Genomic DNA, 21631 nt, shown 5'->3' with positions numbered 1-21631 from the left:
CCGCGCCGCCGGGAGCCTCACGCGAACTGGGCGCGCAACGCCTTCTTGTCCGGCTTGCCCAGGGCGGTGAGCGGCAGCGACTCGGCGAAGACCACGGTCTTCGGCGACTGCACCGCTCCCTTGCGTTCCTTCACGGCGGCCTGGACCTCCGCGGTGACCGCAGCCTTCCCCTCGTCGGAGTCATCGGCGTCGGGCCGGAGGACCACCACGGCGGTCACCGCCTCGCCCCACTTGTCGTCGGGCACGCCGATCACGCCGACCTGCGCCACCGACGGGTGTCCGGCCACCACGTCCTCCACTTCGCGCGGGAACACGTTGAAGCCGCCGGTGACGATCATGTCCTTGGTGCGGTCGACGATGAACCAGAAGCCGTCCTCGTCCTCGCGGGCGACGTCGCCGGTGTGCAACCAGCCGCCGGAGAACGCCTCGGCGGTCTGCTCGGGCAGCCCCAGGTAGCCGCCCGCCAGCAACGGACCGGACACGCAGATCTCGCCGGGCTCGCCGGGGGCGACGGGCGCGCCGTCGCCGTCGAGCAGGGCGGTGCGCACGAACGCCGACGGCCGCCCGCAGCTGCCCAGCCGCTCGGGGGTGTGCTCGTCCTTGCGCAGATAGCTGATCACCATGGGCGCCTCGGACTGCCCGTAGTACTGGGCGAAGATCGGCCCGAACCTCTCGATCGCTTCGGCCAGCCGCACCGGGTTGATGGCCGAAGCCCCGTAGTAGACCGTCTGCAGCGAACTCAAGTCGCGGGTGTGCGAGTCGGGGTGGTCCATCAGCGCGTACAGCATCGACGGGACCAGCATGGTGGCGGTGATCGCTTCCCGTTCGATGGTCTCGAGCACTTCGGCGGGATCGAACTTGCCGAGCACCACCATGGCGCCGCCCTTCATCAGGGTCGGCACGAAGAAAGCGGCGCCCGCGTGCGACAGCGGGGTGCACATCAGGAACCGGGGGCGGTCGGGCCACTCCCATTCGGCGAGCTGGATGGAGGTCATGGTGGCCATCGCCTGCGCGGTGCCGATGACGCCCTTCGGTTTGCCGGTGGTGCCGCCGGTGTAGGTGATCGAGACGACGTGATCGGGGTCCAGGATCTTCGCGGTGAGCTCGTTCGCGGGAAACCGGGCGGCTTCGGCGACGATGTCGGTGCCGACCCCGGCGAGCGCCTCGGGCACCGGCCCCAGGGTGAGGATCTGCTTGAGTCCCGGCACCTTCTCCAGCAACCCGACGGCCCGTTCGACGAACATCGGGACCGGGTCGATCACCAGCGTCGCCACCCCGGCGTCGTTGAGGACGTAGGCGTGGTCGTCGAGGGATCCGAGCGGATGCAGCGCGGTGCGCCGCCACCCCTGTGTCTGTCCCGCGCCGATCACCAGCAGCACCTCCGGCCGGTTCAGCGCGAGCAGTCCCACCGCCGTCCCGGTGCCGGCGCCGACGGCCTCGAAGGCCTGCACGTACCGGCTGATCTCGTCGGCCATCTGGCGGCCGGTGAGCTCGGTGCCGCCGATCTGCAGCACCGGCTCGGCGGCGTGCCGCCGCAGCGCGGACACCATCAGATCGCCGAGGTGCACACCCGTTCGCAGATACTCGTCAGTCACATTCTCCACCATGCCACCACACTAGAACGTGTTTCAGTTCTGCGATAGTGCCGCGGGTAAACATCTCGCCACAGATCCACCGCAGCAGCGATTTCCGGCCTACCATCGAGGCATGACTGATGTGGACAAGGCGACTGCCCGTCGCGAGATAACCGAAGCACTGCTCACCGCACTGGAGCGCCGCCACGAAGTACTCGACGCGATCGTCGAGGCCGAAGACCGTGCGGCCGCGGTGTCGGCCGTCTCCGAGCTGCTCGGCGCCTCGCCGGTCGGCGTGGAGGCCGTGCTGAACATGTCCTTCCATCAACTCACCAAGGACACCCGTCGCAAGAACCAGGCCGAACTCGACGACCTGAACAGCGCCATCACCTTCACCGCCGCCGACCGCCCGGCCGCGGCCGGCGACAGCTTGGGACTTCGCCCCTTCGCCGCCGAACGCGACTCCGACATCCTGTCCGAGCGCACCGAGGAACTGCACGTCGCCGCCGACGGCTCCGGTGCACCGGCCGGCGAACTGTCCGAGGAGATCGCCAAGGGCGTCAAGCGCGTCGACGAAGAGGACGCCGTCTGGCTGGTCGCCGTCGAGGGCGACAACAAGATCGGCCTGGTCTTCGGCGAACTGTCCGACGGCGAAGTCGATGTCCGCATCTGGATCCGCCCGAGCGCCCGCAAGCACGGCTACGGCACCGCCGCCCTGCGCAAGTCCCGCTCGGAGATGGCGATCCACTTCCCGGGTGTGCCCATGGTGGTGCGGGCCCCGAGCGCCTGAACGTCGCAACGCGACGCGGCCCGGCATCGTCTGACGATGCCAGGCCGCGTCGCGTCGGGAGTCGCTGAGCCTCCGAGTGCGGGCCTCAGCCGCGCATCGGCCGGGAGAAACTCGCGACGATCCGCCGGATCCGGCCGACCTCGTCGATCTCGAAGCTCTCGGTGACCCGCGAGGACAGGCCGAGGGCCTTGGGCCGCACGTGCACCAGATAGCTGGTCTCGACGTGGTCGCCGTCGACCGTGGCGGTGAAGTCGCTGACGGTGTGGATCAGCTTGAATTGCGGACCGAAGGTCAGGCTGCGGGCGATGTGCCCGCCGTTGCGGCCGGTCTTGACGCCCATCTCGTGGCGGGTGCAGTCCGGGTGCAGACGCACCTCGCCGGTGTTGTGGCTGACCAGCGCATCGACGTAGGCCTTGGCCGCGGCGATCTTCTGCGCGTCATCGAGCGCCATAGGGCTTCACCTGTTCCGGCGACCGTGCGATCAGATCGGCGACGACCGGGCCCAGTTCGGCCGGCTCCCAGCGTGCGCCCTTGTCGGTCGACGCGGCGCGCTGCCAGCCGTCGAGCACGGTGATCGTGCCGCCTTCCACCTCGAAGAGACGGCCGGTCACGCCCGCCGAGTCCGGCGACCCCAGCCACACCACGAGCGGGGAGATGTTGGCCGGATCCATGGCGTCGAAGGAGCCATCGTCCGGGGCGGCCATCTGAGCCGCCATCGCCTCACCGGCGCCCATCGTCATCTGGGTGCGCGCCGCCGGGGCGATCGCGTTCACCGTGACGCCGTAGCCGCCGAGTTCGGCGGCCGCCTGCAGGGTGAGCTCGGCGATCGCCGCCTTGGCCGCGGCGTAGTTGCCCTGGCCCACCGAACCGAAGATCCCCGCACCCGAGGAGGTGTTGATGATTCGCGCCTGCCGGGGTTCACCGGCCTTGGCGCGCTCGCGCCAGTAGGCGCCGGCGTGACGCAGCAGCACGAAATGGCCCTTCAGATGCACACGCACCACCGAGTCCCACTCGTCCTCCGACAGCGAGATCAGCATCCGGTCGCGCACGAAGCCGGCGTTGTTGACGAGTACGTCCAGGCCGCCGAACTCGTCGATCGCGGTCGCGACGATCTTCGCCCCGGCCTCCCAATCGGCGACGTCCCCGGGGGCCGCGACGGCTGTCCCGCCGCCTTCCCGGATCTCGACGGCCACCGCTTCGGCGGCGGAGGCGTCGTAGTCGTTGACCACCACGTGCGCACCGTCGGCGGCGAAGGCCAGAGCGTGTTCCCGTCCGATCCCGGCACCCGCGCCGGTGATGATGACGACTCGGCCGTCATTTCCCTTGTTAGTCAAAGCTTTTCACTTTCTCTTGGTGGAATGTCAGACGTCGTTGCCGGCGTTCGCGGCATCCAGGAAGGCCGGTTTCTCGCCGCCGCCGTGCACCGTGAGGGTGGAGCCGGTGATGTACTCCGACATCGGGGACAGCAGGAAGGCCACCGCGTTGCCGATGTCGGCCGGCTGCGCCATCCGCCCCATCGGAATGGTGCGGCCGACGGCGGCGATGCCTTCGTCGTCGCCGTAGTGCAGCTGCGAGGCCTCGGTCTGCACCGGACCGGCCACCACGGAGTTGATGCGCACCCGCGGCGCCCACTCGACGGCGAGCGAGGTGGTCAGATTGTCCAGACCGGCCTTGGCGGCACCGTAGGCGGCGGTGCCCGGCGACGGCCGATGTCCGCTGACACTGGAGACGTTGACGATCGCGCCGCCGTCCGGCTGGTTCGCCATCACCGCGTGCGCGGCCCGCGCCACCGTCATCGGAGCCAGCAGGTTCAGCGCCACGATCTTGGCGGTGTAGTTGTCCGAGGCGTCGGCGGCGAGCGCGAAGGGCGAGCCGCCCGCGTTGTTGACCACGCCGTCCAGGCGTCCGTGGCGGGCGACGATCTGCTCGATCATTCCCGCGACCGCATCCGGGTCGCGCACATCGCAGGCGTGGAACTCCACGTCCGGACCGCCGGAGTCCGCGGGCCGGCGGGCGCAGGCCACCGGGTGCGCGCCCAGATCGGCGAGCACCTGCGCGATTCCCGCGCCGACCCCGCGAACACCACCTGTGACCAGGACGATCTTCCCGGCGAGGCCGAGTCCACCGCCGATCGCCTCGCCCCTGGACTCCGCCGTCGCCGCCTGGTGCACCGCTTCACTCATGGTGCTACCCTACCAAACAACCAAGCATTTGCTTGGTACTCACCCGGCGCCCCGGAAGGAGCCCACGAGTGCCGATCAGCACCGCACGCCCGGAGGACGGCATCGTCGTCGTCACGGTCGACTACCCCCCGGTCAACGCATTGCCCAGTGCCGCCTGGTTCGAGTTGGCGGACATCGTCCTCGCCGCCGGCGCGGACCCCGAGACCCGCGTGGTGATCCTCACCGCGCAGGGCCGCGGCTTCAACGCCGGCGTGGACATCAAGGAGATGCAGGCCACCGAGGGCTACGACGCCCTGGTCGCCGCTAATCTCGGCTGCGCCGCGGCCTTCTCCGCCGTCTACGACTGCGCCGTCCCGGTGATCGCCGCCGTGCACGGCTTCTGCGTCGGCGGCGGCGTCGGCCTGGTCGGCAACGCCGACGTGATCGTCGCCTCCGAGGGCGCCGTCTTCGGCCTGCCCGAGGTCGATCGCGGGGCGCTCGGCGCCGCCACCCATCTGGCCCGCCTGGTGCCGCCGCACCTGATGCGGACGCTGTACTACACGGCGCAGAACATCACCGCCGAGCAGCTCGAGCACTTCGGCTCGGTGTACCGCGTGGTGCCCGCCGACGAGCTCATCGAGGCCGCGATGGACGTCGCCCGCAAGATCGCCACTAAGGACACCCGGGTGATCCGCGCCGCCAAGTCGGCGATCAACAACATCGACCCGGTGGACGTGAAGAAGAGCTACCTGCTGGAGCAGCGGTACACCTACGAACTGAACCTCGCCGGCGTGGCCGACGAGCACCGGGACGCCTACGTGGAGACCGGCAAGCCGAAGGGAGAGCGCTGACATGGCGCGCGACAAGACGAGTTCGCTCGACGATGTGATCGGCGAGCTGGAAGACGGGATGACGATCGGCCTGGGCGGCTGGGGCGGCCGGCGCAAGCCGATGGCCCTGGTGCGCGCCCTCGCCCGCTCGGACGTCAAGGATCTGACCGTGGTCGCCTACGGCGGCGCCGACATCGGATTGCTGTGTGCGGCAGGCAAAGTAAAGCGCGCCTACTACGGCTTCGTCTCTCTCGACTCGGCGCCGTTCTACGATCCGTGGTTCGCCAAGGCGCGGACGTCCGGGCAACTCGAATCACGTGAGATGGACGAGGGCATGGTCAAGTGCGGCCTGGAGGCCGCAGCCGCCCGGCTGCCGTTCTTGCCCATCCGCGCAGGCCTGGGCTCGGCCGTGCCGGACTTCTGGGAGGGCGAACTCAAGACCGTCGAGTCGCCCTACCCGGACGCCGACGGCCGCACCCAGACGCTGATCGCGATGCCCGCGCTCAAGCTGGACGCCGCCTTCGTGCACCTGGACATCGCCGACCGGCACGGCAACGCCGCCTACACCGGCGTCGACCCGTACTTCGACGACCTGTACCTGGCCGCCGCCGAGCGCCGCTATCTGGAGGCCGATGAGGTGGTGAGCACCGAGGAGCTGGTCGCGGCGGTCCCGCGCGAGCGGCTGCTGATCAGCCGGATGAACGTCGACCGCGTGGTGCACGCCCCCAACGGCGCGCACTTCACCTTCGCCGGCGGCTACGGCCGCGACGAAGCCTTCCAGCGCTTCTACGTCACCTCCGCCGGCGACGAGGAGTCGTGGGCGGCGTTCAAGACGCGCTTCCTCGACGTCGACGAGCAGACCTATCAGAACGAAGTGGCCGCATGGCGCACCGAGCAGGAGGACGCCCGATGAGCGCGAGTATCGACACCGACGTGACCAGGGCCGAATACTGCGTCCTGGCGTGCGCCGAGATCTTCGCCGGTGCCGGCGAGATCATGGCCTCACCGATGGCACCGGTCCCGCTGCTCGGCGCGCGGCTGGCCCGCCTGACCATCGAGCCGGACCTGCTGATCACCGACGGCGAGTGCCAGATCCTGGCCGACACCCCGCCCATCGGCAAGGTCGGCCCCATCGAGGGCTGGCTGCCGTTCCGGAAGGTCTTCGACGTGGTGGCCTCCGGGCGCCGGCACGTGGTGATGGGTGCCAATCAGATCGACCGGCACGGCAACCAGAACCTGTCGGCGTTCGGCCCGCTGCAGCATCCGACGCGCCAGATGTTCGGTGTGCGCGGGGCACCGGGCAACACCATCAACCACGCCACCAGCTACTGGGTGCCGCGGCACAGCAACCGCGTGTTCGGCGAGACCGTCGACATCGTCTCCGGCGTCGGCTTCGACAAGGTCGATCCGGACAACCCCGCCTACGACCACCTGAACATCCACCGAGTCGTCTCCGAACTGGGCGTCTTCGACTTCGGCGGGCCCGGCCACACCATGCGGGCGCTGTCCCTGCATCCCGGTGTGACCGCCGGCCAGGTCGCCGAGAACACCGGATTCGAGGTGGTCGATCTGGACGGAGCCCCGGTGACCGCGGCCCCCACCGAGGAGCAACTGCGCCTGATCCGCGAGGTGCTCGACCCCAAGGGCGTGCGCGACCGCGAGGTCCGCTCGTGAGATCGGCACCGCTGAGCACCCGCTTCACCGAGATGGTCGGGATCGAATATCCGATCGTCCAAACGGGGATGGGCTGGGTCTCCGGTCCGGCGCTCACCGCTGCCACCGCCAACGCGGGCGGTCTGGGCATTCTCGCTTCGGCGACGATGACCTACGACGAACTGGAAGCGGCGATTCTCAAGACCAAGTCGCTCACCGACAAGCCCTTCGGCGTGAATCTGCGCGCCGATGCCACCGACGCGCCCGAACGGGTCGACCTGATGATCCGCGAGGGCGTCAAAGTGGCCTCGTTCGCGCTCGCACCGAAGCCGGAACTCATCGCGAAGCTGAAAGACAACGGCGCCGTGGTGGTTCCGTCGATCGGCGCGGCCAAGCACGCGGTGAAGGTGGCGTCGTGGGGTGCCGACGCGGTGATCGTGCAGGGCGGTGAGGGCGGTGGACACACCGGCCCGGTGGCCACGTCGCTGCTGTTGCCGTCGGTGATCGACGCCCTTCGACAGAGCTCAGGAACCACCCCCGGCGGCCAGGACGGGCCCACCTCGATCCCGGTGATCGCTGCCGGCGGCTTCTTCGACGGCCGGGGCCTGGTGGCCGCACTGGCCTACGGCGCCGAGGGCATCGCGATGGGCACCCGCTTCCTGCTGACCTCCGACTCCGCCGTGCCCGACAGCGTCAAGCAGGAGTACCTGCAGCGCGGCCTGCAGGACACCGTGGTCTCGGTCAAGGTCGACGGCATGCCGCATCGCGTGCTGCGCACCGAACTGGTGCAGGCGCTCGAAAGCGGCTCCCGCGCGAAGGCGCTGGTGGCCGCGGCCCGCAACGCCAACGAGTTCAAGCAGCTGACCGGCATGCGCTGGACGGCCATGCTGCGCGACGGCCGGTCCATGCGCCGCTCGGGCGACCGCACCTGGCAGCAGATCATCATGGCAGGCAACACCCCGATGCTGCTCAAGGCCGGGCTGGTGGACGGCAACACCGAGGCCGGTGTGCTGGCCTCGGGTCAGGTGGTCGGCATGATCGACGATCTGCCGAGCTGCGACGAGCTGATCCAGTCGGTGATGACGCAGGCGCACCAGCGACTGGGCGTGCTGTCCCGGCTCACCTGACGCGCCGGTCCGCAACCGTCATTCGGAGTCTTTGACACCGGGGCTGTTGCGGACCAGGCCGCGCGCGCAGAAGCCGCCCACGATCGCCCACGACCGCGGGTTGTCGACCAGCTGCTTCTTGTTCAGGCGCTTGCCGAGCGCGGCGGTGACTTCCTTCTGCTCGTCCGGCGTGAGGCGCTTGTAGCGGTCGCAGGTCATCGACATGGCCTCCCCCGCCAGTGCCCCGTCACCGCTCGGCGCCGTGGCACCGTCGCCGCTCTCCTTGCTCGGCGCCGCGCTCGAGGTGGATTCCCCCGCAGACTTCTGCCCGGCGGAGGCCTGCGCGGACTCCTCCGACGGCGACTGCGCGGCGGAGGACGCGGGGGCGTCCGACGAGATCGGCGGGGTGGCCGCTGCATCGTCGGATTTGACCGCCGCCCCGTCCACCGAACAGCCGGCCAGCACCATCACGCACAGTCCCGCGGCCGCCACGGCGCCCCGGCGCCGCCTCGTCGTCTCCCGCATCCGCCACTCCCACACGCCTCGCCCGAACACACCGGTGCCCGCACACTCGAGCACACGGTCCGCACATTACCGCCGCCGGCGGCCGGACCCGGCGGCGGCGCGGGTCAATGCAGTTCGGCCGGGAGCCCCGCCAGGCGAAAGGCCTCCGCGGAGAAGAAGGCACCGACGTGCGCGATGGCGCCGTCGCGGATCGTGAGCACGTCCAGCTGGAACGGCAGCCACCGATCGCCGCCGGACGCCGGTTCGCGCAGGTACATGCCCGCCGCGGGCAGCCCGTTGCACGAGGTGGGGACCATGCGCAGGTCCCCGGCCCGCTGCGCCGGGCACTGGGTCCGGGTGAGCAGCCCGATCTGCCCGGCTCCGGCGTACCAGCCCGGGAACGGCGGCATCTCCCAGATCGCGTCCGCGGCGAGCACCCGCACCACGCCGTCGACGTCGTACCGCTCAAAGGCCGCGCAGAACTCGTCCCAGACCTGCTGTTCGTGGGCGTCCAGCTCGTCCACCCGCCGCCCCTCCCCGATCCCCGGGCGGGCCTGCACGGCGGCGACGGTCTTGCGGGCGCGGGCCAGCGCACTGTTCACCGAGGCGACGGTCATGTCCAGCAGTCCGGCGGTCTCCGCGGCGGAGAACACCAGGACGTCACGCAGGATCAGGACCGCGCGCTGCCGGGGCGGCAGGTGCTGCAGCGCCGCCGCCATTGCCAGCCCCACGCTCTCGCGCCGGGTGGCCGCGTCGGCCGGGTCGCCGAGCGCCGCATCCGGCAGCGGCCCCAGCCAGGGCGTCTGTTCGTCGGCCACCACCGGCAGCGCCGGGTCGGCCGCATCGGTGCCCAGGCCCGTCGGCAGCGGCCGCCGCGAACGACTCTCCAACGCGCTCAGGCACGTGTTGGTGGCGATCTTGTACATCCAGGTGCGCGCCGACGAGCGGCCTTCGAAGCGGTGGAACGCGCGCCACGCACGCAGGTACACCTCCTGCAGTGCGTCCTCGGCGTCGGGCGCCGAGCCGAGCATGCGATAGCAGTGGGCCAGCAGCTCGGCCCGCATGCCCGCGGTCAGTTCCGCAAAGGCCGTGTCTCCGAAGGCCGTCTCGCCGGTCACCGCGTCAGACTCCCTGTTGTTTGGCGTACTCCATCGGGCCCATGTCGACTGCGGCCTGCTCCATCCACATGATCTCCCAGGTGTGGCCGTCGAGGTCGTCGTAGGTGCGCCCGTACATGAACCCATGATCCTCGGTCCGGCCCGCGCTCGCACCGGATGCGACGGCCCGGTCCACCAGAGAGTCCACCTCCTCGCGGCTGCGTGCGCTGAGCGCCAGCAGGCACCCGCTCTCGGCGGTCGCATCGACCACCTTCTTGTCGGTGAACGTGGCGTAGAAGTCGCGCTTGAGCAACATGGCGACGATCGCATCGCCGAGCACCAAGGCCAGCGCGTTGCCGTCGCAGAAACGGTCGTCGAACCGGTAGCCGAGGCCCTCGAAGAAGGCGCGCGAGCGGTCCAGATCGGTGACGGGCAGGTTCACGAAGATCATGTCGTGCATGACGTTCTCCTTCAGTCTGCGGCCCCTCCCGTGAGAAGCCGTCACAAAGGTAGACCGGCGGCGGCGGCGAAACTGATCGGTCCAGCCTCAGCCGGACACGAACCCAGCGGTGGGCCGCAAACCCAGCACTGGCGAGCGCTGGGTTCGTCGCCGGGCGCTGGGTTCGCCGCCGGACGACCGTCCGGTGCGCGGGTCGGTAGGCTTCGCGCTTGTGGACCTCACCGCGCTGGAGCGCTTCCCCGACATCGACGGCCCCGGCCTGGCCGCCGCAGATGCCGCCGACCGCCTCCTGCTCGACGTGGCGGCTGACGCCCTCTCGCACACCCCGCCCGGGAAGCTGGTGGTGGTCGACGACGCCTACGGGGCGCTGACCCTGGGGGCGGCGGCGGCCGGTGCCCGCGAGATCCGCGTCCACCAGGATCTGCTGACCGGCGAGCGGGCCCTGGCCGCCAATGCCGCCCGGCTCGGTGATCCCGCGACCTTCACCTCCCTTCCGCTGGACGGCGAACTGTTCGCCGGTGCCGCCACGGTGCTGCTGCGTCTCCCCCGCGGTCTGGATCGGCTCGCCGAGATGGCCGAGCTGATCGCCGCGTACGCCGATGCGGACGTGCGCGTCTTCGCCGGCGGCCGCATCAAGCACATGTCGCTGTCGATGAACGACGTCCTGGGAGCCGCCTTCGACCGCGTGGACGTGAGTCATGCCCGCCAGAAGTCCCGGGTGCTGACCGCGAGCGGGCCCCGCCGCGACCAGGCCCGGGAGGCGATCGGCCGGTGGCCGCGGCGCGAGCAGCACGCCGACCTCGCGCTCGAGGTGGCCGCGCACGGCGGCGTCTTCGCCGGCACCCGGATCGACCTCGGCACGCGTCTGCTGCTGGAGCACCTGGACGCGACCGGCGAGACGGCGACGGCGGTGGATCTGGCGTGCGGCTCGGGTGTCGTCGCCGCCGCCCTGGCCCGCCGTCGCCCCGGTGTCCAGGTGGTCGCCACCGACCGCTCGGCCGCCGCCGTGGCCTCGGCCCGCCAGACGGCCGCCGCGAACGGCGTCGCCGACCGGGTGACCGTCGTCCGGGCCGACGGCGCCGGGACGCTGCCCGATGCCTCCCAGGAACTGGTGTTGCTCAATCCGCCGTTCCACAGCGACACCGCTGTCTCGACCGGGATCGCCGAGCACCTGTTCGCCGAGGCGGCGCGCGCGCTGGCCCCCGGCGGAGAGCTGTGGTGCGTGTGGAACTCGCACCTGCGCTACCGGCCGGTGCTGGAGCGGCTGGTGGGGCCGACCCGGCAGATCGCCCGGAACCCGAAGTTCACCGTCACCGCCTCGCGGCGGCGCTGATCCCGCCTCTGGCTTCGACACGGGGCTCCTTCGTCGCCCCGGCTCAGCCAGCGAACAGAAGAGCCAACTCGGCGGGCGAACAGAAGAGCCAACTCAGCGGGCGGGCACGAGACCCGGCTCAGCAGGCGGGCGGGAGCCGGAGGAGGGGCGGGGTCAGCTCTGGCGAAGCTTGAAGCGCTGGATCTTGCCGCTCGGGGTCTTGGGCAGTTCGTCGACGAAGTGCACCGTGCGCGGGTAAGCGTGGGCGGCGAAGCCCTCCTTCACCAGCTGCTGCAGTTCGGCTTCCAGCTCGTCGGTGCCCACGACCCCGTCGGCCAGGACGCAGAACGCCTCGAGCACCTCCCCGCGCAACCGGTCGGGGCGGCCGACAACGGCGACGTCGATCACCGACGGGTGGGTGATCAGGACCGATTCGACGTCGAACGGGCCGATCCGGTAGCCGGCCATGATGATCACGTCGTCGTCGCGGGCGGTGAAGAAGAAGCGACCGTCGTCCTCCATCCGGCCGGCGTCGGCGGTCAGGTACCAGCCGGTCCGGTCCGGTCCGGTGAAACGTGCGGCGGTCTTGTCCGGGGCGTCGAGGTAGCCGGTGAACCACATCAGTGGGCTGTGCGCGGTGTCGATGGCGATCTCGCCGTTCTCGATGCCGCACGCGAAGCCGGGCATGGCGAACCCCATCGAGCCGGGCACCACCGGCTCGCGCAGCGCCTCGTTCCAGTGGTTGTTGATGAACATGCCGTGCTCGGTCTGGCCGTAGTGATCGCGCACCTCGCAGCCGAGCGCGCCGAGGGCCCACTCGACCACGTCCGGGGTGAGCGGTTCCCCTGCCGAGGAGGCCCGGCGCAGCGCGAAGCCGGTGACGCGCGGATCGTTGGACAGGCTCCGGTAGACGGTCGGGGCGGCGGCGAAGTTGTTGACCCCCAACCGGTTCAGCACCTCGATGGTGGTCTCCGGCGAGAAGCCGGCGTGCAGCAGGAGGTTGCGGCGCCCGGCCGCCAGCGGTCCCAGGACGCCGTAGTACAGCCCGTAGGCCCAGCCCGGATCCGCCGCGTTCCAGAAGACGTCGTCGGCGGCCACGTCGAGCCCGTAGTGCAGGTAGGCGTGGAAGGACGCCAGGGCGCGCACCGGTACCGGCACCCCCTTCGGATTGCCGGTGGTGCCGCTGGTGAACAGCAGGACCAGGGGCCCGTCGCCGCCGACGGCCACCGACTCCTGCAGCGGCTCGCTGCCGGCGATGAGGTCGTCGAACTCCGGTCCCGCGACGATCGTCGCGACGCCGTCGATACCGGCGACCTTGTCCAGCTGTCCGGGTTCGGTGATGACCAGCGTGGCGTCACCCCCGCGCAGCCGCAGTTCGATGGCCGGGGTGGCGAAGGCGGTGAACAGCGGGATGTAGACGGCGCCGAGCCGGGCCAGAGCCAGCAGCGAGACCACCAGTTCGGCGCGCTTGCCCATCAGCACGCCGACGGCGTCACCGCGGGTGACGCCACGCGCGGCGAGCGCGGTCGCCAGGCAGCGGGATTGTTCGGCGAGCTGACCGTAGGTCAGGTTCTCGGTATGCAACGTCCCCTGCGGGTCGACGTCGATCTGGGTGAAGGCCACCTGGGACGGATCGTGCCGGTCGACCAGCAGGTGGGCCGCGCTGGCATCGGGGGCTCCGTAGAGTTCGAGCCATTCGTCGACCTGGGTGGTGATGTCGTCGGAGAGTTCGCTCATGCCGCCAGTATGCGCCGGACCCGGCCACGACGAACTCGGTTCGGCCAGAACTCAGTGAATAGTGATTAACTCAATACCGCGCGAGCCGCGTCCGGCGAGTCAGCGCGGGAGGATCCCGTCCAGCACCACCGACAGGTACTGATCGGCGATCTCCTCCACCGATTTGGAACCCCCGGGCCGGTACCAGCGGACGGCCACCCAGACGGTGTCGCGGAGGAAGCGGTAGACCAGATCGACGTCCAGATCGGCCCGGAACTCGCCGTCGTCGACGCCGCGACGCAGGACCGACTCCCACAGCCGGCGGAACTCGAGGTTCCGGTCGTCGATGTAGGCGAATCGCTCCTGCCCGGCCAGCTGCCGGGCTTCGTTCTGATAGATGGCGACCGCGGTGTGCCGGGCATCGATCGACTCGAAGGAGGCGATCACGAACTGGCGCAGCGTCTGGGCCGCACTCAGCCCGGACGCGGCGATCTCGCGGTAGCGCGCGAAGAGCTCGTCCAGGAACCCGCGCAGCAGCTCGTCGACCATCGACTCCTTGGAGTCGAAGTGGTGATACAGACTGCCGGAGAGGATGCCGGCCGTGTCGGCGATGTCGCGGACCGTGGTGGCGCGCAGCCCGCGCTCGGCGAACAGTTCACCGGCGATGCCGAGCAGTTCGTCGCGCCGGGACACCCCGGACCGGCGTGCGCCCCGCCGGGCGGGGGTCGTCGTCTTCGCTGCCACCGTGCCTCCTCGTTCCTGCGTCATTCACCCTAGCAACTGCTTGGTTCGGTGAGGTTCACCCGGACACGCAGGTGCCCCGGCGGACTCACCGCCGGGGCACCTGTGCAACCGGGAGGGCGTCAGCCGCGCGCGGACTTCCGCGACGCGCGCCCGTTGAGGAACTTCCACATCTTCATCTGCATATTGGTCAGCCGGGTATCGCTCTTGGTGAACGGTGCGGTCACGATCTCGGCGAAACTGACCGGCAGGGTCGAGATGGTCACCGCACGGGCGTGGCTGAAGGTCTCGAAGCCGAAGCGCCCGTGGTAGTTGCCCATGCCCGAGCGGCCGATACCGCCGAAGGGAAGCCCCCCGGACAGCAGGTGCAGCGCGAAGTCGTTGCCGCTGATCGACCCGCTGCGGGTGTGGTCGGCGACGTCCTGCAGGCGCTCGTTGTCGTCACCGACCCAGTACAGGGTCAGCGGGTGGCCGGCCGAGTTGATCTTGTCGACGGCCTCGGAGAGCTCACGGTACGGGTAGACGGTCAGCACCGGACCGAAGACCTCGTCCTCTTCGATCTTCATACCGGCTTTGACCCCGGTGAGCACCGTGGGGGCGATCTTGCGCGCCGCCGGATCGGGCAGCGTCTCGCCGATCGGAACCACCTGGTTCTTGGTGGCGCCGAGTTCCACGGCGTCGTCGATCAGGCCGACGATGCGGTTGTAGTTCTTCTCGTTGATCGTCGAGGTGTACTGCGGATTGCCGACGATGGTCGGGTAGTTCTCGGTCCACCGCGCGATCACCTTCTCGGTGAACTCGCCGACCTTGGCCTCGGGAACGAAGACGTAGTCGGGGCACAGGCAGACCTGTCCGCCGTTGATCATGCGGGCATCGGCGAGGAAGTTCGCGGCGTCGGTGATGTCGGTGTCGACGTCGACGACGGCCGGATTCTTGCCGCCCAGTTCCAGGGTGACCGGCACCAGGTTCTTGGCGGCCTCCTGCGCCACCGAGGCGCCGACCTCGGGCGAGCCGGTGAAGAACATGTGATCCACCGGCAGCTTGGCGAAGTCCGCGCCGCCGCCGTGCTTGCTGGTGATCACCGCGAGCTCGTCGATGGAGAAGTAGTCGGGGGCCACCCGGGCGATCACGTCGGTGGTGTTCGCGGTGACCGAAGACGGGCGCATCAGGACCCGGTTACCGGCGGCGAAGGCCGAGCCGGCGGGGACGAAGGTGAGCTGGAGTGGGAAGTTCCACGGCCCCATGATGCCCACGACACCCAGCGGATCGTGCCGCAGGCGCTGCTTGAAGCCGAGCATGCCCTGCACCTTGGAGACGTTGGTCTCGGCCATCCACTTGGCGGCGTGCCGGCGCTGATGGGTCAGGTCGATCATGCAGCCGGCGACGTCGGTCGCGACCGACAGTTCGCGCGGGCGGGTGCCGAAGTCCTCGTTGAGCGCGTCGGTGATGGCCACTTCGTTGTCCAGCAGGAGCTGGCCGAGGCGGTTGATGCGGTCGATTCGGGTGCGCGCATCGGGGATGCCGTCGCGCAGGAACGCCGCCTTCTGGATCTCGAGTAGTTCGCTCATGGTGTGCGCTTCGGAGGAGACCTTGTCCCCCGCGCGCACGGTCACATCTGCCGGCTTGGTCATGCCAATTCTCCGCTTCCTCGCATCATTCACCCGAGAGACAAAACCTCGGGAGTGTCCCAATCCTACGCAGGTCAGTGCCGCATGTCACACCCCTAGTCACCCAATGCGCGGGCGACCTTGCGCAGCAGGACGACCAGCTGTTCCCGCTCGCCCGGCGAGAGCCCGGCCAGCGAGCTCTCGTCGTCGGCCAGCCGCTGCGGCAGTTCGGCGTCGACGACGCCCCGGCCGGCCGCGGTCAGCTCGAGCAGTACCACCCGCCCATCCCGCGGCGACTTGCCGCGACGCACCAGACCCCGGCGCACCAGACTGTCGGACAACTTGGTGATCGATGCGCCGCTGAGCATGGTGGTCGACACCACTTCGCTGGCGCGCAGGGGGTGCCCGGCTCGGGCCAGGGCGCCGAGCACGTCGAACTCCGAGCGGCTGACGTCGTGCCGCTCCAGGTTGCGCTCCAGCCGCTGTCCGGCGACCGCGGCGACGTGCTGGATCCGGCCGATCACGCCGATGGGCGCCACATCCAGCTCGGGATAGGCCTGCGCCCATTCGGCCTGGATGCGGTCGACGACGTCGGGACGCTCGCCCGGTGACGCGGCTTCGGTGGACACGACGCCGAGCCTAGTCGGGCGGTCCCCGGCACCGTCTTGGCATATTTACTTTACTAGTAAAATAGATGTAAAGTTGTTTGCATGGCCTCCACCACCGTCGAGCCCGCCGGGCCCGCACCGCTCACACGCGGCGCGGCGCTCGCTCATCCGCTGCGGGCGCACACCTGGCGCAGCGCGCTGGCGGTGGACCTGAGCAAGGCCTCCTATGCCGTGCCGCTGCGCGTCGGCATGGCGGTGGGGCTGGTCCTGATCTGCGGCGGCCTCACCGGCCTGCACGACATCGCCGGCTTCGCGGCGCTGGGCACGCTGATCTCGGCGTTCTGCCGGGCAGAGCCGTATCCGGTCCGGGTGAGCCGGCTGGCGGCACTGGGGACGGCAGTGGTGGTCTCCATCGGCGTCGGCGGTCTGGTGGGATTGTCCGGCGGCGCCCTGACCACGGAGATCGTGGCGATCTCCCTGCTCTCCGGCGCGGCCGCCGTCTTCATCGGCGCGCTACGTGCCGCGGGTCCGGGCGCGGTGGTCTTCGTCTTCGCCGCCACCGCGGCCGCCGGCTTCGTCCACGACCTGACCGACCTCTGGCGCTCGGTGGCCGCAGCCGCGGTCGGCGCGGCCCTGGGCATGGCAGCCTCCCTCGCCCCGTGGCTCCTCGCGCACGTACGGCGGCGGCTGACCGGCGGGCCGGCTCTCGACGACGCGGCCCCGGTGGCGCACGCACCCGTGCGGCAGCTGCTCGCCGGTGCCATGCAGCGCCATCTGCTGGCCACCGCCGGACGGACGATGATCGCCGCCGCCGTCAGCGCCGTGATCGCCGCGGCCGCCGGCTTCAGCCACCCGATGTGGGCGGCGATGGGCGCGGTCGCCGCCCTGCAGGGCGTCGACTTCCACCTCACCGTCTCGCGCGGCATCGCCCGGCTGCTCGGGAACATCACCGGGGCGGCGATCGCCGCGGCCCTGCTGGCGGTGCCGCTGGGCTACTGGGGCGCCGTGGCGGCGATCATCGTCTTCCAAGTCGCCGCCGAGATCACCGCGCCGATCAACTACGCGATCTGCTCCACCGCCGTCACCCCGATGGCGCTGCTGCTGACCGCACTCGGCGCCGGTCTGGGTCCCGCAGCGGCCGTCGACCGGGTCGTCGACACCCTGATCGGGGTGGTGGTGGGCATCGTGGTGGCCGCGCTGACGGTCAGCGCGGGGACGCGTCCGGACCCGCTGCGGTGAGCCGGTCGCCCAGCCACCGCTGCGCGCGGGCGCGGTACTCGCGACTCACCGGGGCACCGGCGGCGAACGATTCGAAGGCGTGCGGGCCGCCCGGCACCACGTCGAACTCGGTGGGCACGCCGGCCGCCGCCAGCGCCCGCGCGTAACGGCGATCCTCGTCGAAGAACAGTTCGGCGTCCCCGGCGCCGATCCAGGCGGGCGGCAGCCCGGCGAGGTCGGTGCGCCGGGCCGGTGCGGCATACTCGGGCGCCTCGCCGCCGGGCTCGGCACCGAGGTATCCGGTCCATCCCACCCGGTTGGCACGGTTGTTCCACACCGCGTGCCGGGCCCGGTCCAGCGTCCGGTCGGCAGCGGTGCGGTCGTCGAGCATCGGGCAGAACAGCCACTGCGCCACCGGCTGGAGCCCGCCCTCGTCGTGCAGCCGCTGCACCAGCCCGGCGGCCAGGCCGCCGCCGGCGCTCTGCCCGCCGACGGCCGTCCGCGCCGGGTCGATGCCGCACTCGTCGGCCGCCGCCAGCATCCACGACCACACCGCGTGGCAGTCGTCCAGCGGCGCCGGATAGGGGTGCTCGGGGGCCAGCCGGTAGTCGGCGGAGACCACGACGATGCCCAGCGCCCGGGCCACACCGAAACAGCGCCGGTGGTCCTGGGCGGCAGTGCCGATCACCATGCCGCCGCCGTGGATCCACAGCAGGGCACCGCGTTTCGCCTCCGCGCCGGCCGGCGCGTACACGTGCGCGGCGACTCCGGGGCGCAGGTCCACCCGCCGATAGGTCATCGCCGCGGGAGTGCGGGGACCGGGCAGCAGGCCGGTGGCCCGCCGCAGCAGCCCACGCTGCCATCGGCGGGCGATCGGCGGAGCCGGCATGAACCGGTACGCGCGCCGCAACTCGGGGTTCAGGGCCCCGGTGCGCACCTTTTCAGCCCAGGCGCTCGATGATGGTGACGTTCGCGGTGCCGCCGCCCTCGCACATGGTCTGCAGACCGTAGCGGCCTCCGGTGCGCTCGAGCTCGTTCAGCAGCGTGGCGAAGAGTTTGGCGCCGGTCGCGCCGAGCGGATGGCCGAGGGCGATGCCGCCGCCGTTCGGATTCACCCGCGCCGGGTCGGCGCCGGTCTCCTTGAGCCAGGCCAGCACCACCGGCGCGAAGGCCTCGTTGATCTCGATCACGTCGATGTCGTCGATGGCCATGCCGGTCTTGGCCAGTGCGTGCTTGGTGGCCGGAATCGGGGCCGACAGCATCATCACCGGGTCGTCGCCGCGGACGGTCATGTGGTGGATCCGCGCGCGCGGCGTCAGTCCGTACTCGGCGAGCGCCCGCTCGGAGACCACCAGGGTCGCCGAGGCGCCGTCGCAGATCTGCGAGGCCATCGCCGCGGTCAGTTCCGACCCTTCCAGCAGCACGTCGAGGGAGGCCATCTTCTCCAGGCTCGTCTCCCGCGGGCATTCGTCCACCACGGCCTCCCCCAGCGGCACCGTCTCGGCGTCGAACCGCCCGGCGGCGATCGCGGCACGGGCGCGCTCGTGGCTGCCCAGCGCCCACTGCTCCATCTCGGCTCGGCCGATGCCCCAGCGCTTGGCCATCATGTCGGCGCCGACGAACTGGCTGATCTCGGCGTCGCCGAAACGCTGTGTCCAGCCCTTCGACTCGGCGGTGGGCGTGGTGAATCCGAACTCCCGGCCGGCGATCATGGCCTGGCTGATCGGGATCGCGCTCATGTTCTGCACGCCACCGGCGAGCACCACGTCCTGGGTGCCGCTCATCACGCCCTGCGCCGCGAAGTGGATGGCCTGCTGGCTGGACCCGCACTGGCGGTCGACGGTGGTGCCCGGAACGCCCATCGGCATGCCGGCGGCCAGCCACGCGGTGCGGGCGATGTTGCCCGCCTGGGGGCCGATGGTGTCGACGCAGCCGAAGACCACGTCGTCGACCACCTCGGGGTCGATTCCGGTGCGCTCGACGATCGCGGAGATGACGTGCGCCCCCAGGTCGGCCGGGTGCACCGTGGACAGCGAACCGCCGCGCTTACCGACCGGGGTGCGGATCGCGTCGACGATGTAGGCCTGCGGACTGGACATGAAGAGCTCCTTCGGGGAGGTGAGGAATCGGGCGCGAGTCAGGCGCGCTGGCTGGAGACGGAGACCACTTCGCCGGTCAGGTACGTGGTGTAGTCCGAGGCGAGCATGGCGATGGTGGCGGCGATCTCCCACACCTCGGCGGCGCGGCCGTAGGCCTCGCGGGAGGCCAGCTCGTCGAGCAGCTCGTCGCTGGTGACCTTCGCCAGGAACGGGTGGCGGGCGATCGACGGGGAGACGGCGTTGATGCGCACGCCGTAGTCGGCGGCCTCCACCGCCGAACAGCGGGTCAGCGCCATCACCCCGGCCTTCGCGGCGGCGTAGTGGGCCTGGCCGCGCTGAGCGCGCCAGCCCAGGACCGAGGCGTTGTTGACGATCACTCCACCGTGCGGGGCATCGCGGAAGTACCGCAGCGCGGCGCGGGTGGCGCGGAAGGTGCTGTTGAGCGTGATGTCGAGGACGCGGTCCCACTGCTCGTCGGTCATATCGGCGACGGGCGTCTCCCCGCCCAGTCCGGCGTTGTTGACCAGCAGGTCGATCCGGCCCAGCCGCGCAGCCCCGGCCTCGATCAGCGCGTTCACCTGCTCGGTGTCGGAGACGTCGCAGACGAAGGACTCCACCTGCCGCTCGGGGAACTCCTCGGCCAGCGCCGCGGCGGTCTCGCCCAGGCGCCGCTCGTGGAAGTCCGAGATCAGCACGTCGGCGCCTTCGAGCAGCAGACGGCGCGCGGTCGCGAAACCGATGCCGGTGCCGGCGGCCGCGGTGACGACGGCCTTCCGTCCGGCGAGCAGGTCGTGGCCGCCGATCTCCTCGGGGACGGCGGCGAGCGGCGAAACGGGACGGTCGGAACTCATGCACGAGCCTCTCGGGGAAGGCCGAGCACGCGCTCGGCGATGATGTTGCGCTGCACTTCGTTGGAACCGCCGTAGATGGTGTCGGCGCGGGTGAACAGCAGCAGGCGCTGCCAGTCGTCCAGTTCCACGTGCTCGGGGTCGTAGATGTCGTTGGCGCGGCCCTCGGAGGTCTGGTCGGGCCCCAGCAGCACCGGGGCGCCCAGGACGTCTGCGGCCAGCTGGCCGAGGTCCCGATGCCAGTTGGCCCACAGCAGCTTGGCCACCGAGGCCGCGCCGCTCGCCGAGACGATGTCGCCGGCCAGGGTGCGCCGGGCATTGGCCTCCATCACCATCAGCCCGATCCGAGCCCGGCGGAGTCTGCTCGCGATCTCCGGGTCCTCCACCGCGCCAGTACTTTTCGCCAGGGCCACCAGGTCGTCGAGTTCGCGGGCGAAACCGACCTGCTGGCCGAGTGTGGAGACCCCGCGCTCGAACTGCAGGAGGCCCATCGCGACCTTCCAGCCGTCACCGGGAGCGCCGACGATCAGGCCGGCGTCGGTCACGGCGTCGTCGAAGAAGACCTCGTTGAACTCGCTGGTGCCGGTGATCTGCTGGATCGGCCGGATGGTGACGCCGGGCTGGTCGAGCGGGACCAGCAGGAAGCTGAGCCCGTGATGGCGGGACGACCCCTTCTCGGTCCGGGCGATCACGAAGACCCACTGCGACAGGTGCGCCAGCGACGTCCAGATCTTCTGGCCGTTGATCACCCAGTGGTCGCCGTCGAGCACGGCCGAGGTGCTCACCCCCGCCAGGTCGCTGCCCGCCCCCGGTTCGGAGTACCCCTGCGCCCAGAGTTCGGTGACGCTCACGATGCCGGGCAGGAACCGCTCCTGCTGCTCGGGGGTGCCGTACTCGATCAGGGTCGGCCCGAGAAGTTCCTCACCGAGGTGATTCACCCGCGCGGGGGCGTCGGCCCGCGCATACTCCTGATGGAAGATGATCCGCTGCTCGAGAGTGGCGCCCCGCCCGCCGTGGGCGACCGGCCAGCCCAGACACGTCCAGCCGGCGGCCGCGAGATGGCGATCCCACTCCAGCCGCTCGGCGAAGAACTCGTGTTCGCTGCCCGGTCCGCCGCGGCCGCGCAGGTCGGCGAAGTCCCCGGTCAGATTCTCCGCCAGCCAGTCGCGGACGGCCGCGGTGAACACGGCGGCGGCGTCCGGCGTGGCGGCGGCCCATTCGCCGAGGTCGACGCTGCGATCGGCGAGGTCGATCGCCGGGGCGGGCGAGTGCGTTCGCTGGGTCATGACCGCTAGCTTAACCTACC

The 21631-nt window shown here is 70.6% G+C and carries 22 protein-coding genes; 7 read left to right on the top strand and 15 right to left on the bottom strand.

What is annotated here, in order from left to right; genetic code table 11:
* Positions 1 to 17 precede the first annotated feature (17 nt).
* Positions 18 to 1607 carry a fatty-acid--CoA ligase FadD8 gene (gene fadD8, locus ABD732_RS06270; protein WP_344781725.1) on the bottom strand — a complete coding sequence of 530 codons (1590 nt, stop codon included), beginning with the start codon at positions 1605 to 1607 and terminating at the stop codon, positions 18 to 20.
* 100 nt (positions 1608 to 1707) lie between these two features.
* Here fadD8 and ABD732_RS06265 point away from each other — a divergent pair, with 100 nt between their 5' ends.
* Positions 1708 to 2364: a GNAT family N-acetyltransferase gene (locus ABD732_RS06265; RefSeq protein WP_344781723.1), complete on the top strand. Its 657-nt coding sequence runs from the start codon at positions 1708 to 1710 to the stop codon at positions 2362 to 2364.
* Positions 2365 to 2449: 85 nt separating this feature from the next.
* Here ABD732_RS06265 and ABD732_RS06260 read toward each other — a convergent pair whose 3' ends face one another.
* From ABD732_RS06260 to ABD732_RS06250, 3 genes are read right to left on the bottom strand one after another with little or no spacing between them, the layout of a single operon-like run.
* Complete coding sequence (locus ABD732_RS06260; RefSeq protein WP_344781721.1) at positions 2450 to 2815, bottom strand: DUF8021 domain-containing protein; 366 nt, start codon at positions 2813 to 2815, stop codon at positions 2450 to 2452.
* Positions 2802 to 3698, bottom strand: coding sequence for an SDR family oxidoreductase (locus ABD732_RS06255; protein WP_344781720.1), 897 nt, complete (start codon positions 3696 to 3698; stop codon positions 2802 to 2804). The genes ABD732_RS06260 and ABD732_RS06255 overlap by 14 nt, the downstream gene beginning before the upstream one ends.
* 27 nt (positions 3699 to 3725) lie before the next feature.
* Positions 3726 to 4547 (bottom strand): SDR family oxidoreductase, encoded by an 822-nt coding sequence (locus ABD732_RS06250; RefSeq protein ID WP_344781718.1) that lies wholly within the window; start codon positions 4545 to 4547, stop codon positions 3726 to 3728.
* A gap of 68 nt (positions 4548 to 4615) precedes the next feature.
* Between ABD732_RS06250 and ABD732_RS06245 the strand changes: the two genes are divergently transcribed.
* Genes ABD732_RS06245 through ABD732_RS06230 form a run of 4 tightly spaced genes read left to right on the top strand, consistent with a single transcriptional unit; the run spans position 4616 to position 8136 of the window.
* Positions 4616 to 5377, top strand: coding sequence for an enoyl-CoA hydratase family protein (locus tag ABD732_RS06245; RefSeq protein WP_344781716.1), 762 nt, complete (start codon positions 4616 to 4618; stop codon positions 5375 to 5377).
* Position 5378: 1 nt separating this feature from the next.
* Positions 5379 to 6269 carry a CoA transferase subunit A gene (locus ABD732_RS06240; protein WP_344781714.1) on the top strand — a complete coding sequence of 297 codons (891 nt, stop codon included), beginning with the start codon at positions 5379 to 5381 and terminating at the stop codon, positions 6267 to 6269.
* Positions 6266 to 7030 (top strand): CoA-transferase subunit beta, encoded by a 765-nt coding sequence (locus ABD732_RS06235; protein ID WP_344781713.1) that lies wholly within the window; start codon positions 6266 to 6268, stop codon positions 7028 to 7030. Before ABD732_RS06240 ends, ABD732_RS06235 begins: the two co-directional genes overlap by 4 nt.
* Positions 7027 to 8136 (top strand): NAD(P)H-dependent flavin oxidoreductase, encoded by a 1110-nt coding sequence (locus ABD732_RS06230; protein ID WP_344781712.1) that lies wholly within the window; start codon positions 7027 to 7029, stop codon positions 8134 to 8136. Before ABD732_RS06235 ends, ABD732_RS06230 begins: the two co-directional genes overlap by 4 nt.
* Before the next feature lie 18 nt (positions 8137 to 8154).
* Here ABD732_RS06230 and ABD732_RS06225 read toward each other — a convergent pair whose 3' ends face one another.
* The 3 genes from ABD732_RS06225 to ABD732_RS06215 form a co-directional block, all read right to left on the bottom strand.
* Positions 8155 to 8640 (bottom strand): hypothetical protein, encoded by a 486-nt coding sequence (locus ABD732_RS06225; RefSeq protein WP_344781711.1) that lies wholly within the window; start codon positions 8638 to 8640, stop codon positions 8155 to 8157.
* 104 nt (positions 8641 to 8744) lie between these two features.
* Positions 8745 to 9737, bottom strand: coding sequence for a sigma-70 family RNA polymerase sigma factor (locus ABD732_RS06220; RefSeq protein ID WP_344781709.1), 993 nt, complete (start codon positions 9735 to 9737; stop codon positions 8745 to 8747).
* A 4-nt stretch (positions 9738 to 9741) separates the two neighbouring features.
* Positions 9742 to 10176: a VOC family protein gene (locus tag ABD732_RS06215; RefSeq protein WP_344781707.1), complete on the bottom strand. Its 435-nt coding sequence runs from the start codon at positions 10174 to 10176 to the stop codon at positions 9742 to 9744.
* Positions 10177 to 10387: 211 nt separating this feature from the next.
* Between ABD732_RS06215 and ABD732_RS06210 the strand changes: the two genes are divergently transcribed.
* Positions 10388 to 11509, top strand: a complete 1122-nt coding sequence (locus ABD732_RS06210) for a class I SAM-dependent methyltransferase (protein WP_344781705.1) — start codon at positions 10388 to 10390, stop codon at positions 11507 to 11509.
* 153 nt (positions 11510 to 11662) lie between these two features.
* Here the strand turns inward: ABD732_RS06210 and ABD732_RS06205 are convergent, their stop codons facing one another.
* The 4 genes from ABD732_RS06205 to ABD732_RS06190 all read right to left on the bottom strand — a co-directional run bounded on the left by ABD732_RS06205 (position 11663) and on the right by ABD732_RS06190 (position 16181).
* Complete coding sequence (locus ABD732_RS06205; RefSeq protein ID WP_344781703.1) at positions 11663 to 13225, bottom strand: AMP-binding protein; 1563 nt, start codon at positions 13223 to 13225, stop codon at positions 11663 to 11665.
* Positions 13226 to 13324: 99 nt separating this feature from the next.
* A complete protein-coding gene (locus tag ABD732_RS06200) occupies positions 13325 to 13972 on the bottom strand; it encodes a TetR/AcrR family transcriptional regulator (RefSeq protein WP_425552992.1) in 648 nt (215 codons plus the stop codon).
* 95 nt (positions 13973 to 14067) lie between these two features.
* Positions 14068 to 15576 (bottom strand): aldehyde dehydrogenase family protein, encoded by a 1509-nt coding sequence (locus ABD732_RS06195; RefSeq protein WP_344781699.1) that lies wholly within the window; start codon positions 15574 to 15576, stop codon positions 14068 to 14070.
* 92 nt (positions 15577 to 15668) lie between these two features.
* On the bottom strand, positions 15669 to 16181 hold the full coding sequence (locus ABD732_RS06190; protein ID WP_344781697.1) for a MarR family winged helix-turn-helix transcriptional regulator: 513 nt from the start codon (positions 16179 to 16181) through the stop codon (positions 15669 to 15671).
* Positions 16182 to 16262: 81 nt separating this feature from the next.
* Between ABD732_RS06190 and ABD732_RS06185 the strand changes: the two genes are divergently transcribed.
* On the top strand, positions 16263 to 17399 hold the full coding sequence (locus ABD732_RS06185) for an FUSC family protein (protein ID WP_344781695.1): 1137 nt from the start codon (positions 16263 to 16265) through the stop codon (positions 17397 to 17399).
* Here ABD732_RS06185 and ABD732_RS06180 read toward each other — a convergent pair.
* From ABD732_RS06180 to ABD732_RS06165, 4 genes are read right to left on the bottom strand one after another with little or no spacing between them, the layout of a single operon-like run.
* The gene (locus ABD732_RS06180) at positions 17365 to 18315 is read right to left on the bottom strand and encodes an alpha/beta hydrolase (RefSeq protein WP_344781693.1); all 951 of its coding nucleotides are present in this window, start codon (positions 18313 to 18315) and stop codon (positions 17365 to 17367) included. The genes ABD732_RS06185 and ABD732_RS06180 overlap by 35 nt on opposite strands.
* 4 nt (positions 18316 to 18319) lie before the next feature.
* Complete coding sequence (locus ABD732_RS06175) at positions 18320 to 19477, bottom strand: acetyl-CoA C-acetyltransferase (RefSeq protein ID WP_344781691.1); 1158 nt, start codon at positions 19475 to 19477, stop codon at positions 18320 to 18322.
* Between the two features lie 38 nt (positions 19478 to 19515).
* Positions 19516 to 20328, bottom strand: a complete 813-nt coding sequence (locus ABD732_RS06170) for an SDR family oxidoreductase (RefSeq protein ID WP_344781689.1) — start codon at positions 20326 to 20328, stop codon at positions 19516 to 19518.
* Positions 20325 to 21611, bottom strand: a complete 1287-nt coding sequence (locus ABD732_RS06165; protein ID WP_344781687.1) for an acyl-CoA dehydrogenase family protein — start codon at positions 21609 to 21611, stop codon at positions 20325 to 20327. The genes ABD732_RS06170 and ABD732_RS06165 overlap by 4 nt, the downstream gene beginning before the upstream one ends.
* Positions 21612 to 21631 lie beyond the last annotated feature (20 nt).

The organism is Gordonia caeni, from assembly GCF_039537105.1.
Taxonomy (GTDB): domain Bacteria; phylum Actinomycetota; class Actinomycetes; order Mycobacteriales; family Mycobacteriaceae; genus Gordonia; species Gordonia caeni.
Note: the sequence above shows the minus strand (reverse complement) of the source record. Positions and strands in the feature narration are given on the sequence as shown.

Excerpts from the sequence above, each read along its gene's own strand:
- ABD732_RS06185 (WP_344781695.1), top strand. The coding sequence starts at position 16,263 with ATGGCCTCCACCACCGTCGAGCCCGCCGGGCCCGCACCGCTCACACGC.
- ABD732_RS06165 (WP_344781687.1), bottom strand. The coding sequence starts at position 21,611 with ATGACCCAGCGAACGCACTCGCCCGCCCCGGCGATCGACCTCGCCGAT.
- ABD732_RS06240 (WP_344781714.1), top strand. The coding sequence starts at position 5,379 with ATGGCGCGCGACAAGACGAGTTCGCTCGACGATGTGATCGGCGAGCTG.
- ABD732_RS06260 (WP_344781721.1), bottom strand. The coding sequence starts at position 2,815 with ATGGCGCTCGATGACGCGCAGAAGATCGCCGCGGCCAAGGCCTACGTC.
- ABD732_RS06265 (WP_344781723.1), top strand. The coding sequence starts at position 1,708 with ATGACTGATGTGGACAAGGCGACTGCCCGTCGCGAGATAACCGAAGCA.
- ABD732_RS06195 (WP_344781699.1), bottom strand. The coding sequence starts at position 15,576 with ATGACCAAGCCGGCAGATGTGACCGTGCGCGCGGGGGACAAGGTCTCC.
- ABD732_RS06170 (WP_344781689.1), bottom strand. The coding sequence starts at position 20,328 with ATGAGTTCCGACCGTCCCGTTTCGCCGCTCGCCGCCGTCCCCGAGGAG.
- fadD8 (WP_344781725.1), bottom strand. The coding sequence starts at position 1,607 with ATGGTGGAGAATGTGACTGACGAGTATCTGCGAACGGGTGTGCACCTC.
- ABD732_RS06200 (WP_425552992.1), bottom strand. The coding sequence starts at position 13,972 with ATGACGCAGGAACGAGGAGGCACGGTGGCAGCGAAGACGACGACCCCC.
- ABD732_RS06250 (WP_344781718.1), bottom strand. The coding sequence starts at position 4,547 with ATGAGTGAAGCGGTGCACCAGGCGGCGACGGCGGAGTCCAGGGGCGAG.
- ABD732_RS06175 (WP_344781691.1), bottom strand. The coding sequence starts at position 19,477 with ATGTCCAGTCCGCAGGCCTACATCGTCGACGCGATCCGCACCCCGGTC.
- ABD732_RS06205 (WP_344781703.1), bottom strand. The coding sequence starts at position 13,225 with ATGAGCGAACTCTCCGACGACATCACCACCCAGGTCGACGAATGGCTC.
- ABD732_RS06225 (WP_344781711.1), bottom strand. The coding sequence starts at position 8,640 with ATGCGGGAGACGACGAGGCGGCGCCGGGGCGCCGTGGCGGCCGCGGGA.
- ABD732_RS06235 (WP_344781713.1), top strand. The coding sequence starts at position 6,266 with ATGAGCGCGAGTATCGACACCGACGTGACCAGGGCCGAATACTGCGTC.
- ABD732_RS06215 (WP_344781707.1), bottom strand. The coding sequence starts at position 10,176 with ATGCACGACATGATCTTCGTGAACCTGCCCGTCACCGATCTGGACCGC.